Origin of the sequence: Actinoplanes sp. CA-015351 (genome assembly GCF_050955685.1) — a bacterium.
Lineage (GTDB): Bacteria > Actinomycetota > Actinomycetes > Mycobacteriales > Micromonosporaceae > Actinoplanes.
This window is the reverse complement of sequence record NZ_CP192102.1, coordinates 5,257,809-5,271,593: the sequence shown is the minus strand read 5'-3', so window position 1 is coordinate 5,271,593 and position 13,785 is coordinate 5,257,809. Positions and strand designations below refer to the sequence as shown.

Sequence of the window (13,785 nt, the reverse complement as noted above, 5' to 3'; positions counted from 1 at the left end):
ACGGGAGGGTGCGGGGTGATTCCGTCCGTGGCCGAGGCGTCGGTGGGCTCGCGGCCGGACCGGCCCCACAGGTGCTTCGCAGCGACGATGTGGGGTAATGAGCCGCTATGCCGACCACCCACTCCGACATCGTCATCGCGGCCCGCAACCGGGTGGCCTTCCCGCTGCTCGTTCCGTTCGTGCTGATCGCGGCGCTGGTCGTGGTGCGCTGGGCGCCGCTGCACACCCTCGACGAGTCGGTTTCCGACCGGATGCACGCGGCCGCGCTCGGGGAACCGGGCTGGGTCGACGTGGCGACGTGGCTGACCACCATCCTCAGCCCGACCGGCTGGCGGCTCGCCGTGCTGGTTCTGGTGGTCTGGCTGTACCGCCGCGGCGCGCGGCCGGTGGCGCTCTGGGCAGCCGCCACGATGATCATCGGCGGGGTGCTCGGCGCCGTGCTGAAACTGGTGTTCAGCCGGGCCCGCCCGGAGTTCCTGGAGCCGATCGCGAAGGCGTCCGGATACGCGTTCCCCTCCGGGCACGCCCTCAACAGTGCTCTCGGCGCCACGATTCTGCTGCTGGTCCTGCTGCCGATTCTGGGTGACCGGCCCGGTGCCCGCGCCGCCCTGTGGGCCGCCATGATCGTGCTTCCGCTGGTCACCGCCCTGACCCGGGTGGTGGTCGGCGTGCACTGGCTCAGCGACGTGACGGCCGGCCTCTTCCTCGGCGCCGCGATCGCTGTCGCGTCGGCCGCGGTCTATTCACGCAGAGGTGTTCCGGAGCCCGTCACCGGGTAATGCGGCGGTCGTGTTCGTTCTAGCGAAGCAAGTTCTGCTGCGGATCGTCCTGCCGATCGCTGTCCTGCTGCTGTTCCTGATCGGGCTCGGGCTGCTGCTCACCCATCAGGCTGCGCACTGGTGGCCGCTGACGATCGAGGACGGGGTGAACCGGGAGTTCGCCGGTGACCGCGTCGAACCGCTCACCCAGATCTCCGGCTGGGTCAGCGCTGTCGCCAACACCGGCTGGATCATCGCGGTCACCGCGGTGATCGCGGTGATCCTGCGCCTGGTTCTGCACCGCTGGCGGGAGTCGATCTTCCTCTGCCTCGCGGTCACCGCGCAGGCCCTGGTCTTCTTCTTCACCACGCTGGCGATCGATCGGCCGCGCCCGGACGTCAAGCGTCTCGACGCGTCGCCGCCGACCTCCAGCTTCCCCTCCGGGCACACGTCGGCCTCGGTCGCGCTCTATCTGGGTCTGGCGCTGCTGCTGGCCGGGCTGGTCCGGCACACCTGGCTGAAGGCGCTCTGCTGGGCGCTGGTCCTGGTGCCGATCGCGGTGGCCTTTTCCCGGATGTTCCGCGGCATGCACCACCCGAGCGACGTCGTGGCCGCGTTCATCAACGGCACGACGTGCGTCATCGTGATGGCACGGGCCATATTGGACCGTAAGGTGATCCCATGGTCGCGCTCGATTTCCCTTCCCCACCCACGCCGAACGGATTCAGCCCCGTCGCGCCGGGCAGCCGTCTGATCGTCACGTCCGGCCAGGTGCCGATCGCTGCCGACGGCAGTGTGCCGTCCGGCTGGGAGGAGCAGACCCGGCTCGTCTTCCAGAACCTCACCGGCGTGCTCACCGAGGCCGGCGCCACCTGGGCGGACGTGGTCAAACTGACCTACTTCGTGACCGCCACCGACGGCCTGGTCACCGTGCGCAGCGTCCGCGACGAGTTCGTCGACGTGACACAGCCGCCGGCCAGCTCGCTGGTCCAGGTCGCCGGGCTGTTCCGGCCCGACCTGCTGATCGAGGTCGAGGCGCTCGCGGCTGTCGCGTCATGAGCGCGTCGATGCGGTTCACCAAGTGGGGCGGCAAGCTGCACTGGCACTATCCGCTGGAGCCTATCGGCTCCGATGAGCACGGTCTGTGGTTCGGCGCGCGCTCCGGGACGATCATGACCCGAGGGTACGAGGAACCGGTCCGCCAGCCGCACGACTTCATCACTCTCGTGCCGTCGGCAGGGGACTGGATCGCCAGCTTCAACCCGTCGACGGCCGACACCGAGGTGGCCGTCTACGTCGATGTCACGACGCTTCCATCGTACGAAGGTGGGGTGGTTCGTGCCGTTGATCTTGATCTTGATGTGGTCCGGCTCTTCGACGGATCGGTGCGGGTGCTCGACGAGGACGAGTTCGCCGAGCACCAGATCCTCTACGGGTACCCGCCGCCGGTGATCGCGCAGGCCCGCGCGACCACCGACGACCTGGTCAGCCGGCTGACCGCGGCGATCGAGCCGTTCGAGACGGCCGCCGCGGCCAGGCTGGCCGCCTATGTCGATCAGCTGTAACTGAGCAGGCCCGCGTTGATCTCTTCCCACTTGGCGCGCAGCTCGGCGACGATCTCCGGGTGCTTCGCGGCAAGGTTGGCCTGCTCCCGCGGGTCGGTCTCGACGTCGTAGAGAGCGTCGGCCCCGGTCGCGGTCAGCCGCAGGTACTTCCACTTGCCGCGGCGCAGGGCACGGTTGGCCCGGGTACGCCAGAACAGGTCCCGCTCCGGTGCGTCCGAGCCGCGCAGCAGGTAACCGGCGAAGCTGGAGCCGTCCAGCGGGAAGTCCTCGCTGGGCTCGGCGCCGGCGACCTCCAGCAGGGTGGCTGTCCAGTCGTGGGTGACGACCGGCTCGTGGCTGACCTGGCCGGAACGGATCCGGGCCGGCCAGCGCAGGATCGTCGGCACCCGGATGCCGCCCTCCTGCAGGTTGCCCTTGCCGCCGGAGAGCGGCCAGTAGTACGAGAACCGCTCGCCACCGTTGTCGCTGGCGAAGACGACGAGGGTGTTCTCCTCCTGGCCGGTCTGGCGGAGCGCGTTCAGCACCTGCCCGATCCGCTTGTCCAGGTTCTCCACCATCTTCTTGTAGGTGTCGAGTGAGCCGCCGTCGTAGTGGAAGATCGCCTGGGCGTTGCCGGCCTTGATCTTCGCGGTGATCTCTTCGCTGACCTTCTGGTCGCCCGGGGCTTCCCAGGGCCAGTGCGGGCTGGTGAAGTTGAGGTTCAGCAGCCAGGGCTTATCCTGATTTTTCTGATTTTTCACGAATTCTTCGGCTTTGTCGGCGATGACGTCGGTGTAGTAGCGGCCGTCGTTCGGGACCTCGGTCTCACCCTCGAACAGGTCGTACTTACCGGTGTGGCTGTACTTCGAGTAGTAGTCGACACCACCGGAGTAGTTGCCGAAGAAGTAGTCCCAGCCGGTGCGCAGCGGGCTGAAGTTCGGCAGGAACCCACCGTGCCACTTGCCGATCAGGGCGGTCGCATAACCTTTTGCGCGCAGCAGCGAGGCCAGCGTCGGGTGGGTGGCCGGGATGCCGTCGCGGTCGTTGACGGCGCCGATCGGCTCGGGCAGGCCGCCGGGCGTGCGGCCCGGGTACCGTCCGGTGTACAGCGCGACCCGGGTGGGCGAGCAGACCGCGCCGGCCGAGTACCCCTGGGTGAACCGGACGCCACTCCTGGCGAGCCGGTCCAGGTTCGGCGTGGCGATGTCCGGCGAGCCGTAACTGCTCAGGTCGGCCCAGCCGAGGTCGTCAGCCAGGATGAAGAGAATGTTGGGGCGCTTGCCCCTGGCTTTGCCGCTGCTCTTGTCGGCCGCGAACGGTTTCTCGTCCTGGCTCTTGTCCGTGCTGCCGGCGAAGGCGGCGTCGGCGGGCAGTGCGGTGGCGGCGGCGGCGCCGGCAAGCGCGCCGAACACGCCCCGGCGGGTGGTCCCACGGTCAGTCACGTCGTCTCCTGTGGATCGAGGAAGGCGCCGCCGACATTAACCACCATCTCGATAGGAGTAAAGGGTCATCCCAAACCGGGGATCCGATCGACGGAGAGCGCCGGCCACGAGGGCGAGGCCGAGCAGGAGGAGCGTCGCGCCGAGCGCCGCCCAGAACCGATCCCAGGGGAGTTGCTCGTCCGATCCGTTGTCCGGGTAGCGGTATGCGTATGCCGTGAGGGTCCCGTCGGAGTTCTCGGCATGCAGGACCGTGGTGTACGCGTCGTCCCGGTATGCGTCGACGTGAAGTTCCCATTGCCGGGGTTCCGGCGGGCCGGGCTGGGCCGACACCAGGTTGTTGCCGCCGGCTGAGGACATCGCGGCGAACACGAGCAGAGCCAGCGGCACCATGCCGGCGGCGGCCGCCAGCAGCGGCCCGCGGCGCAGGACCGCGGCGTTGATGGCGAACCCGGCCAGGATGAGAACACCGGCCGGGATCAGGAGAAGGCTCGCCCGGTTCCAGGGGTTCGGCGGGATCTCGCCCGGCCCGACATGGACGTTGACCACCTGCTCGGCACCGAACATCAGAACCGTGGCCGCGAACACGCCCGCCGCGACGAACTCCGCGGTGCTGTTTTCCGCCGTGCTGTTTTTCGCGGTGCTGTTTTTCGACGTGCTGTTTTTCGACGTGCTGTTTTTCGCAGGGCCGTTTTTTGCCGGGTTCGGCCTTGTTGGCTTGGGGCTTCGAGCCTGCTCCAGCACGGCCAGTGCGAGAGCCGCAACGCCGCCGGTGAGCAGGCCCACCTCGATCAGGCCCAGCAGGCCGTCGCCGCTGGTCAGGTCGCCGGTAGCGCCGGTCCTCGCCTCCACCAGCCCGACGCCGGCCGCCAGCAGAGCCAGCCCGGTGACCAGCGCGTTGTGCGGGCGGCGCCACGTCAGCACATATGCCAGCAGCGCGCCCAGCGTCAGAACCCCGCCGAACGGCAGGAACCCCTCACCGGTGAGGAGGAGCCCGAAGACGTACAGGGCGCCGAACGCCAGGAACCAGAACACGAAGAGCACCCGAGAATGCTCACCCCATCCACCACCCGCCGCCATCCCGCGACCGGCCGCCGGCCGGCAGCCACCCTCAGAACCTGAGAGAAAACAGCCGCACTGCCCCACCCCCGTCGACCCATCCCGCCGAGCCACAAACACAAGCCCGCCCGGAGGTCGTCCGCGGCGTGCCGGGTCCGGGCTCGGGTCCGGGGTCCGGGTCCGGGTTCGGGTCCGGGCTCGGGTCCGGGGTCCGGGTCCGGGCTCGGGTCCGGGGTCCGGGTTCAGTTCGGGTTCGGGTCCGGTTCGGGTTCGGGTTCGGTTCGGTTCGGGTGCGCACCGGGACTGGCCGCGCCGCACCCGAAATCAACACGCCCGGCGTGCGGGCCCGGCCCGGCCCGCACCCGCGCCCCGCCGGCTGGCGCTCACGGTCGCCGTGGTGTGCAGCTGGCAGCCGTGGTGTGCAGCTGGCAGCCGTCAGGTGCAGCCGGTTGGGGCTGGCTGGCGCTTAGGGTCGCCGTGGTGTGCAGCTGGCAGCCGTGGTGTGCAGCTGGTAGCCGTCACGTGCAGCCGGTTGGGGCTGGCTGGCGCTTAGGGTCGCCGTGGTGTGCAGCTGGCAGCCGTGGTGTGCAGCTGGCAGCCGTGGTGTGCAGCCGGTTGGGGCTGGCTGGCGCTTAGGGTCGCCGTGGTGTGCAGCTGGTAGCCATCACGTGCAGCTGGTAGCCATCACGTGCAGCTGGCAGCCGTGGCGCCGGCCGGTTGGGGCTGGCTTGTGCTTGTGGTCGTCTGGAGGCGGGGAAGGTGACCGCGAGCACAAGCCCGTCGCGGAGCGTGGTCGCTATGTGGGCGAAACTCATCTAGATCTGAATCAGCGACCGGCGGTGGGCGCGCGGATGCTGTTCCCGGGTGGCCTGCTGTTCTGATGGGCGACGGCGGCTGGGGGCGGCGGCTGGGCGGCGGACCCTGGGCGGCGGACCCTGGGTGGCGGATCCTGGGTGGCGGATCCTGGGTGGCGGTTCGGGGTGGGTGGGTCACGATGGGGGGTATGACGAAGCTGACGGCGCGGGAGATTGTCGAGCGGGCTCCGGGTGGCTGGGTCTACCTGCTCGGGGCGTTGCGTACCCGGCTGCGGACCGGGGACTTCGCTACCGGGCTGGCGCTGGTCAACGCCATCGGAGCGGCGGCCGAGGCTGCTGATCATCACCCGGACCTGGATCTGCGGTACACCTATCTGGACGTCACGCTGGTCAGCCATGACATCGGGGCGGTGAGTGGGCGGGACCTGCGCTTTGCGCGTACCGTCGCTGATCTTTGTGCGGAAGCGGGAGTCGCGCTGGAGCGCGGCGGGATCGCCAAGCTGGAGTTCGCGCTGGACAGCCCGGAGGTCGCGAGGGTGTTGCCGTTCTGGGCGGCTGTCTTCGGCGGCGAAACCAGCCATGATGAGGTGAAAAATCCGGATTTGCCGACGCTGTGGATCCAGCCGTCCGGAGACGAGACGGCCCGGCAGCGCTGGCACCCTGACCTCTGGGTCGACCCCTCTGAAGTATCAGCGCGCATCGATGCCGCGATCAGGGCCGGCGGCAGGCTGGTCAGCGACGACGAAGCGCCGAGTTTCTGGGTGCTGGAAGACCCGGACGGCAACAAGGTGTGCCTGTGCACGTGGCAGGACCGGGATTGAACAGAGAGAGGCGGGGTGGCCCGAGCCACCCCGCCTCGCCCCTTACCGATCTAGGCCGCGACAGGAGCCTGATCGGTGACCGGAGCGACAGACCCGCCGGACAGGTGCCGTAGGTAGGCCGGCAGGGTCAGGAACTCCGGGCAGGTCCGCTCGGTGAGCAGAACGGTCAGCAGCGTCCGGGCCTGGCCGAAGCACCGGGCCGCGTCCTCGTCCAGGGCGCCGGTCTCGCTGAGCACGTCCAGTTCCTCGCGGAGCATCCGGGTGACCAGGCCTGCCGTGACCGGCACGCCGTCGTCGGTCGGTGTTCCCGTGGAGATCCACTGCCACAGCTGGGCCCGGCAGATCTCCGCGGTGGCGGCGTCCTCCATGAGGCCGCCGAGGGCGACCGCGCCGCGGCCGCCGAGCCACGCCGCGATGTAGCGCAGCGCGACGCTGATGTTGGTACGCAGCGCGACCTCGGTGACCGTCACGTCCGAGGACTTGACGGTCAGCAGGTCCGCGGCGGTGACCCGGACGTCCTCACGCTTGCGCACGATCTGGTGCGGCTCGTCGCCGAGCCACTGGTCGAACACCTCGCGGCACGTCTCGACGAGGCCGGGGTGTGCGACCCACGAGCCGTCGAAGCCGTCGCCGACCTCGCGGCGCTTGTCCTGGCGGACCTGGTTGAGCGCGCGCTTCGCGGCGACCGGGTCGCGGCTCGGCACGACAGCGGCCATGCCGCCGATCGCGTGGGCGCCGCGCTTGTGGCAGGACCGGACCAGCAGTTCGGTGTACGCCCGCATGAACGGCGTCGTCATGGTGACCTGGGACCGCTCCGGCAGAACCGCGTCCGGCCGATTCTTGATCATGCTGAACAGGTAGTCCCAGCGGCCCGCGTTCAGGCCGGCCGAGTGCTCACGCAGTTCGTACAGGATCTCTTCCATCTCGAAGGCCGCGTTGATCGTCTCGATCAGGACGGTGGCCCGGATGGTGCCGCGCGGGATGCCGAGGTATTCCTGGGCGAAGACGAAGACGTCGTTCCAGAGGCGGGCCTCCAGGTGCGACTCCAGCTTCGGCAGGTAGAAGTACGGTCCGCTGCCCCGGTCGATCTGCTTCTGCCCGCAGTGGAACAGGTACATGCCGAAGTCGAAGAGCGAGGCGGAGACCGCACGGCCGCCGATTCGCAGGTGGCATTCGGGCAGGTGCCAGCCGCGAGGCCGGACCATGATCGTCGGCAGGTCAGCGCCCACCGCGTAAACACGGCCGTCGGCCGCGGTGAAACCGAGCGTTCCGTCCAGCGCGTCCCGCAGGTTGGCCTGCCCGATGACCACGTTCTCCCAGGTCGGAGCTGTCGCGTCTTCGAAGTCGGCCATCCACACGCGAGCGCCCGAGTTCAGCGCGTTGATCGTCATCTTGCGTTCCGGCGGGCCGGTGATCTCGACCCGCCGGTCGGTGAGATCCGGCGCGGCGGGAGCGACCTGCCAGGACAGGTCGTCCCGCACGTGCTGGGTGGAGGCCAGGAAGTCCAGATCGGTGGTCCGGGTGGCCCGGCGGCGCCGGCGGCGCTCCAGCAGCTGCACCCGGCGGGCGCCGAACTCGCGGTCGAGTGCCACGATGAACTCGACAGCCTCGGTGGTCAGGATCTCGGAGTAACGACCCTCGGTCGTTCCAGTCAAGGTGATCTCTTCGGCGCCCATTTTTTATCGTCTCTCTAGGTCAGAACTGCTCGGCCTCAGTGGATCCGGACAGCGCGGTGGTGCTGCTGTCCGGGTTCAGAGCGGTGGAGACGGCGTCGAAGTAACCGGTGCCGACCTCGGCCTGGTGCTTGGTCGCGGTGTAACCGTCGGCCTCGGCCGCGAACTCGGCCTCCTGGAGCTTCACGTACGCGCTCATGCCGGTCTCGGCGTAACCGCGGGCCAGCTCGAACATCGAGTGGTTGAGCGCGTGGAAGCCGGCCAGGGTGACGAACTGGAACTTGTACCCCATCGCGCCGAGCTCCTTCTGGAAGCGGGCGATGGTGTCGTCGTCCAGGTTCTTCTTCCAGTTGAACGACGGCGAGCAGTTGTAGGAGAGCAGCTTGCCCGGGTGCTTGGCGTGCACGGCCTCGGCGAACTTGCGGGCGAAGTCGAGGTCCGGCTTACCGGTCTCGACCCACAGCATGTCCGCGTAGTCGGCGTACGCCACACCGCGGGCGATCGCCGCGTCGTCGCCCGGGGTGACCCGGAAGAAGCCCTCGGAGGTGCGCTCGCCGGTCACGAACGGCTGGTCGCGCTCGTCCACGTCGGTGGTGAGCAGGTCCGCGGCCAGGGCGTCGGTACGGGCGATGACCAGGGTCGGCACCCCGGCGACGTCAGCGGCGAGGCGCGCGGCGTTGAGCGTACGAATGTGCTGCTGGGTTGGGATCAGCACCTTGCCGCCGAGGTGGCCGCACTTCTTCTCGCTGGCGAGCTGGTCCTCCCAGTGCACACCCGCCGCGCCGGCCGCGATCATGGCCTTCATCAGCTCGAACGCGTTCAGCGGGCCGCCGAACCCGGCCTCGGCGTCGGCGACGATCGGGGCGAACCAGTCACGCTCGTACCGGCCGGCCGAGGTGTCGATCTGGTCGGCGCGGATCAGGGCGTTGTTGATCCGGCGGACCACCGCGGGCACCGAGTTGGCCGGGTAGAGCGACTGGTCCGGGTAGGTGTGGCCGGAGAGGTTCGCGTCCGCCGCGACCTGCCATCCGGAGAGGTAGATCGCCTTCAGACCGGCGCGCACCATCTGGGTCGCCTGGCCGCCGCTGAGTGCGCCGAGCGCGTTGATGTAGTCCTCGGTGTTGAGCAGCTCCCAGAGGCGGGCGGCGCCGCGCTCGGCGAGGGTGTGCCGCTCCTGGAGGGTGCCCCGCAGCTTCACGACGTCCTGTGCGGTGTAGTCACGCTTGACGCCGGCCCACCGGGGGTCACTGGCCCATTCCCGAGTGAGGTCCTCTGCGGTACCGCCACGGTTTTCGGTCAGCTCGCTCATCAGAAAATCCCTTTCGTGCCCTGTCGCGTTCTTCCGTGCGTTCTTCCGTGTGGAAGAACTTCACTCTCAGGGATCGCACCACCCCTCCTGAAGACTGTTTCCCTGGAAAGAAGTGAAGAAATTCTGTTAACGTCAAACCCGTGACCGCTTCACCTTCCTCCGAGCCCGCCGTCGACCTGGTGACCCTGGGGCAGCGGCTCCGGCATCTCCGCCGCACCAAGGGCATGACACTTGATCAGCTCAGCGACGCCGTCGGCCGTGCGCCGTCCCAGCTGTCGCTGATCGAGAACGGGAAACGGGAGCCGAAACTCTCCGTCCTGCAGGCGATCGCCGGGGCGTTGGGCGTACCCATGCAGGATCTTCTGCGTCCGGAGGCGCCGAGCCGGCGCGCCGGGCTCGAGATCGAGCTGGCCCATTTTCAGCAGAACCCCGCCTATCAGGCACTTGGCCTGCCGGCGGTGCGTGCCGGGCGGCGGTTGCCGGCGGACGCGCTGGAGTCGCTGATCGGGATGCACCGCGAGCTGAACCGGGTGCTCACCGAGCAGAGCGCGACCCCCGAGGTGGCCCGGCGGGCGAACGCGCAGCTGCGCGCCGAGATGCGCAAGCGCAACAACTACTTCGCCGAGATCGAGCAGGCGGCGGCGAAAGTGCTGCAGTCGGTACGGCACACCACCGGCCCGCTGTCGCAGCGCGGCATCCTCGACATCGCCGCGCAGATCGGCTTCACGCTGCACTACGTGAACGACCTGCCCACGTCGACCCGCTCGGTGACCGACCTGAAAAATCGGCGAATCTTCCTTCCGCAGGTAGCCAGCGGAAAGGGCCACGATCCGCGCGCCGTCGTGCTGCAGACGCTCGGACACTTCGTGCTCGGTCACAACGACCCCGCCGACTACGGCGACTTCCTGCGCCAGCGCGTCGAGGTCAACTACTTCGCCGCCGCGCTGCTCATGCCGGAGAAGTTCGCCGCCGACTTCCTGGCGGAGGCGAAAGCCGACCGGGCACTCGCCATCGATGACTTCCGCGACGCGTTCGGCGTCTCCTACGAGACGGCCGCGCACCGGTTCACCAACCTGGCAACCCAGCACTTCGGCATTCCGGTGCATTTCGCCCGGGTGCACGAGAGCGGGATCGTCTACAAGGCCTATGAGAACGACAACGTCCGCTTCCCGTCCGACGTGACCGGCGCGATCGAGGGCCAGCCGGTCTGTCGCAAGTGGGCTTCACGCACGGTGTTCGAGGCGGACGATCCGTACTCGTCGTTCTACCAGTTCACCGACACGACAGCCGGGACGTACTGGTGCACGGTCCACGTCGAGTCCACGTCGTCAGGCCTCTTCTCGGTGACTGTCGGGACGCCTTATGAGCACGCGCGCTGGTTCCGCGGCGGCGACGTCACCGGCCGCACGGTGTCGAACTGCCCCGATCCGGACTGCTGCCGCCGTCCACCGGTTTCGCTGGTCGATCGCTGGGCCGGAAACGCGTGGCCGAGCGCGCGCGTCCACTCACATCTGCTGGCGGCCCTGCCCCCGGGCACGTTCCCGGGCGTCGACAACCGCGACGTCTACGACTTCCTGGAGCGGCGGGCCTGAGCATTCCCCGTTCGTTCTTCGCTGGTTCTTCGCTGCTTTCAAGATCAAGTTCATGTCGCAGCAGGGTGGTGGGTACGGACCGCCGCTCCCGCCGAGGGCGCGGCACCGGGCGCTGGCCGCTACGCGTCCAAACCGCACCCCGCCACCGCGCGACCTGCGTGATCGGTTGCGCCCTCTTCCTGTCACCCCAGTTCCCAGGCGGGGGTGCCTCTCGAGTTCCGCCATGGGGGTGGTGCTGGCCGGGCGGTGCGGCTTGCGGAGGGGCGCTGCGGAAGGCGGGCCAGCGCGGGATGGCGGGTCGCGGGTCGCGGGTGGCGGCGTGGTTGGGCGGGGGCGGGTCGGCGCGGGATGGCGGGTCGCGGGTGGCGGCGTGGTTGGGCGGGGGCAGGCCAGCGCGGGGTGGCGGGTCGCGGGTCGCGGGTGGCAGCGCGGTTGGGCGGGCCGGGGTCGCACAAAACTCTCGTTGGGCGTGGATGAGGCCGCACCCAACGACTCGGTGCGATTTCATCCACGCCAGGGCCGGGACAGGAGCTCACGAATGCACTCCGTGCGTCCTGATCACCGCTGCCAGCCCCTTGCGTGTGCTCGGCTCCCGCCCGGTTCGGTTCTCGCTCGGCTCGCCTCGCCTCGCCTCGGCTTGGCTTGGCTAGGCTCCTGCTCTGCTCGGCCTCTGCTCGGCACCCGCTCTGCCCGGCCCTCTGTTCTGCACGGTTTGGTTCGGTTGGCTCGGCCGCAGGATCTGGTCTGGCTGGATGCGCATCGCGGCCTCGGCGGGCACTCGGCTGTCGCGGAGGACTGCTGGCTGCACGCTAGGGCGACCGTGGTGTGCAGCTGGGGCCGTGGTGTGCAGCTGGCGAGCGGCGGTGGCTCGGCTGTCGTGTGGGGCTGGCGGCTGTGCGCGAGGGTGACCGTGGTGTTCAGCTGGCGGGGGTTCAGGGGTCGAGCAGCTCCACCGTCACCGGCGTCGTGTCGCCGGCGTCGAGGGACTCGGCCTTGCGGATCGCGCGCTTGACCGGCAGCACGTAAACGCCGCGGGCACTGTCCGGGAAGATCGATGTTGTCCAGCTGCTGCCGCCGATCGCGGCGCGGACCCGCAGGGAGCCGAAGCCTCGCCGCACCCCGGAGGTCACGTCGCGGATGAGCTCGGAGCTGTCGCCCGGCAGGCTCACGAACGTCCAGCTCTCGCCGCGCCGCGCGTCCCAGATCCACAGCTCCGCTGAAAACTCCACTCGCATCCGCGCAGCATCCCACGCGGGTATGACAACACCCCGCGACGCCAAACCGGGGCAAGACCCTAAAGAATCCTTAACACTCTTTACTGTTAACACGACTTAATTTACGTTGATGAACATCCCCGCACCTCCTACATAGGAGTTTCTGGATGCAACGTAAGTTCACTCTGCCCGCGCTGACCGTCGCGGCTGTTACCGGATCCCTCTTCGTGGCCGTCTCCCCGGCGTCCGCGCACGGCTACATCTCGTCCCCGCCCAGCCGGCAGGCCAACTGTGCGAGCGGCGCGGTCTCCGGGTGTGGCGACATCGTCTACGAACCGCAGAGCGTCGAGGCTCCGCAGGGTTCCATGCAGTGCAACGGAGGCGGCAGCCGTTTCACTGTGCTCAACGACGGTGCCAAGTCCTGGCCGGCCACCACGGTCGGCACCAGCGTCACGTTCAACTGGGTGATCACGGCGCGGCACTCGACCGCGACGTGGGAGTACTTCATCGGCAACACCAAGGTGGCGTCGTTCAACGACAACGGCGCGCAGCCGGGCGCCACCAAGTCGCACACGGTGAGCTTCGCCGGATACTCCGGCCGGCAGACCGTGCTGGCCCGGTGGAACGTGAAGGACACGATCAACGCGTTCTACTCGTGCGTGGACCTGAACTTCGGCGGCACCACCACGAACCCGACGCCGACACCGACGGCCACCGCGAGCCCGACGCCCACGGCCAGCCCGACGGTCAGCCCGACCAGCAGTCCGACGGCCAGCCCGACGACCAGTCCGACGGCGACGCCGACCCCGACGAGCACCGCGACGTCCGGGACGACGACGTGGACGACGGGCAAGACGTACAAGGTGGGTGACCGGGTGACGTACAACGGCGTGACCTATCAGTGCCGGCAGGCTCACACCGCGCTCAGCGGATGGGAGCCCCCGTACGTCGCGGCCCTGTGGGCGGCGGTCTAGCAGGAAAGGGCGGCCCGGTTCGCCGGGCCGCCCTGGCCTTCCTGCTGCTCACGCTTCTGGTCACCGGCTGCGCCGCCGACCCCGCGCACAACGAGACCGACGTGATGTTCCTGCAGATGGGACTGGCGCAGATCGCCGAGGGTGATCAGGTCGCGGTCGTCGCGGAGCAGTCCGCGGTCAACCCCGACGTTCGTACGCTCGCCGCCGAGCTGCGCGGCCAGTGGCAGTCCGAGTCAGCCACGATGCGCGGCTGGCTGACCGATTGGGATCGCCCGGAGACGGTCGAGAAGACCAGCGAGCTGCATGCCGGGCACGGCGATCTGCACGCGCTCCAGCCGGGCGACATCGACGGGCTGCGCGCCGCGAAGGGCTCGGACTTCGATCGGATCGCGGTGGCGTTGCTGCTCGGGAATTTGCACAACACCATGGAGACGTTGCGGATGGCGACGGGCGGTAGTGCGTACCCGGAGGTCAAGAGCTTGGCCGAAACGATGACAGCGACCAGGCAGGGCCAGATCCAGCGCCTGCTGGCGCTGGCCGCGGGATGAAAATCGACAATCAACATCAGGCCGCATGGGTACGGTCGG

At 68.9% G+C, this 13,785-nt stretch carries 14 protein-coding genes; 9 read left to right on the top strand and 5 right to left on the bottom strand.

From position 1 onward, the window contains the following. Positions 1–107 precede the first annotated feature (107 nt). From ACQP2E_RS24195 to ACQP2E_RS24180, 4 genes are read left to right on the top strand one after another with little or no spacing between them, the layout of a single operon-like run. The gene (locus ACQP2E_RS24195; protein ID WP_433825224.1) at positions 108–779 is read left to right on the top strand and encodes a phosphatase PAP2 family protein; all 672 of its coding nucleotides are present in this window, start codon (positions 108–110) and stop codon (positions 777–779) included. A gap of 10 nt (positions 780–789) precedes the next feature. Further along, positions 790–1,512: a phosphatase PAP2 family protein gene (locus ACQP2E_RS24190; protein ID WP_433825223.1), complete on the top strand. Its 723-nt coding sequence runs from the start codon at positions 790–792 to the stop codon at positions 1,510–1,512. Between the two features lie 17 nt (positions 1,513–1,529). After that, positions 1,530–1,817 carry a RidA family protein gene (locus ACQP2E_RS24185; RefSeq protein ID WP_433825222.1) on the top strand — a complete coding sequence of 96 codons (288 nt, stop codon included), beginning with the start codon at positions 1,530–1,532 and terminating at the stop codon, positions 1,815–1,817. After that, positions 1,814–2,323, top strand: a complete 510-nt coding sequence (locus tag ACQP2E_RS24180) for a DUF402 domain-containing protein (RefSeq protein WP_433825221.1) — start codon at positions 1,814–1,816, stop codon at positions 2,321–2,323. The genes ACQP2E_RS24185 and ACQP2E_RS24180 overlap by 4 nt, the downstream gene beginning before the upstream one ends. Here the strand turns inward: ACQP2E_RS24180 and ACQP2E_RS24175 are convergent. Beyond that, positions 2,314–3,744, bottom strand: coding sequence for a sulfatase-like hydrolase/transferase (locus tag ACQP2E_RS24175; RefSeq protein WP_433825220.1), 1,431 nt, complete (start codon positions 3,742–3,744; stop codon positions 2,314–2,316). The two genes, ACQP2E_RS24180 and ACQP2E_RS24175, sit on opposite strands and share 10 nt — an antisense overlap. 36 nt (positions 3,745–3,780) lie before the next feature. Further along, positions 3,781–4,290, bottom strand: coding sequence for a hypothetical protein (locus ACQP2E_RS24170; protein ID WP_433825219.1), 510 nt, complete (start codon positions 4,288–4,290; stop codon positions 3,781–3,783). Here ACQP2E_RS24170 and ACQP2E_RS24165 point away from each other — a divergent pair. Both ACQP2E_RS24165 and ACQP2E_RS24160 read left to right on the top strand, forming a co-directional pair. Continuing rightward, positions 4,276–4,863, top strand: a complete 588-nt coding sequence (locus tag ACQP2E_RS24165) for a pentapeptide repeat-containing protein (RefSeq protein ID WP_433825218.1) — start codon at positions 4,276–4,278, stop codon at positions 4,861–4,863. The two genes, ACQP2E_RS24170 and ACQP2E_RS24165, sit on opposite strands and share 15 nt — an antisense overlap. Before the next feature lie 940 nt (positions 4,864–5,803). Beyond that, positions 5,804–6,436 (top strand): VOC family protein, encoded by a 633-nt coding sequence (locus ACQP2E_RS24160; protein ID WP_433825217.1) that lies wholly within the window; start codon positions 5,804–5,806, stop codon positions 6,434–6,436. A gap of 50 nt (positions 6,437–6,486) precedes the next feature. On the opposite strand, the gene aceB is transcribed toward ACQP2E_RS24160, so the two are convergent. Next, positions 6,487–8,112 carry a malate synthase A gene (gene aceB, locus ACQP2E_RS24155; protein WP_433825216.1) on the bottom strand — a complete coding sequence of 542 codons (1,626 nt, stop codon included), beginning with the start codon at positions 8,110–8,112 and terminating at the stop codon, positions 6,487–6,489. Between the two features lie 19 nt (positions 8,113–8,131). Next, on the bottom strand, positions 8,132–9,418 hold the full coding sequence (gene aceA, locus ACQP2E_RS24150) for an isocitrate lyase (RefSeq protein WP_111653108.1): 1,287 nt from the start codon (positions 9,416–9,418) through the stop codon (positions 8,132–8,134). A gap of 140 nt (positions 9,419–9,558) precedes the next feature. Here aceA and ACQP2E_RS24145 point away from each other — a divergent pair, with 140 nt between their 5' ends. Next, entirely contained in the window at positions 9,559–11,010 is a 1,452-nt protein-coding gene (locus ACQP2E_RS24145; RefSeq protein WP_433825215.1) for a helix-turn-helix domain-containing protein, read from the top strand. A 932-nt stretch (positions 11,011–11,942) separates the two neighbouring features. On the opposite strand, the gene ACQP2E_RS24140 is transcribed toward ACQP2E_RS24145, so the two are convergent. Further along, positions 11,943–12,245, bottom strand: a complete 303-nt coding sequence (locus tag ACQP2E_RS24140) for a DUF1905 domain-containing protein (RefSeq protein ID WP_433825214.1) — start codon at positions 12,243–12,245, stop codon at positions 11,943–11,945. A gap of 146 nt (positions 12,246–12,391) precedes the next feature. Between ACQP2E_RS24140 and ACQP2E_RS24135 the strand changes: the two genes are divergently transcribed. Beyond that, positions 12,392–13,198, top strand: coding sequence for a lytic polysaccharide monooxygenase (locus tag ACQP2E_RS24135; protein WP_433825213.1), 807 nt, complete (start codon positions 12,392–12,394; stop codon positions 13,196–13,198). After that, positions 13,183–13,746, top strand: a complete 564-nt coding sequence (locus tag ACQP2E_RS24130) for a DUF305 domain-containing protein (protein WP_433825212.1) — start codon at positions 13,183–13,185, stop codon at positions 13,744–13,746. The genes ACQP2E_RS24135 and ACQP2E_RS24130 overlap by 16 nt, the downstream gene beginning before the upstream one ends. Positions 13,747–13,785 lie beyond the last annotated feature (39 nt).

Bases quoted from the DNA above. Each gene is read 5' to 3' on its own strand.
- ACQP2E_RS24195 (WP_433825224.1), top strand. From the start codon at position 108: ATGCCGACCACCCACTCCGACATCGTCATCGCGGCCCGCAACCGGGTG.
- ACQP2E_RS24180 (WP_433825221.1), top strand. From the start codon at position 1,814: ATGAGCGCGTCGATGCGGTTCACCAAGTGGGGCGGCAAGCTGCACTGG.
- ACQP2E_RS24165 (WP_433825218.1), top strand. From the start codon at position 4,276: ATGGACGTTGACCACCTGCTCGGCACCGAACATCAGAACCGTGGCCGC.
- ACQP2E_RS24160 (WP_433825217.1), top strand. From the start codon at position 5,804: ATGACGAAGCTGACGGCGCGGGAGATTGTCGAGCGGGCTCCGGGTGGC.
- aceB (WP_433825216.1), bottom strand. From the start codon at position 8,112: ATGGGCGCCGAAGAGATCACCTTGACTGGAACGACCGAGGGTCGTTAC.
- aceA (WP_111653108.1), bottom strand. From the start codon at position 9,418: ATGAGCGAGCTGACCGAAAACCGTGGCGGTACCGCAGAGGACCTCACT.
- ACQP2E_RS24140 (WP_433825214.1), bottom strand. From the start codon at position 12,245: ATGCGAGTGGAGTTTTCAGCGGAGCTGTGGATCTGGGACGCGCGGCGC.
- ACQP2E_RS24135 (WP_433825213.1), top strand. From the start codon at position 12,392: ATGCAACGTAAGTTCACTCTGCCCGCGCTGACCGTCGCGGCTGTTACC.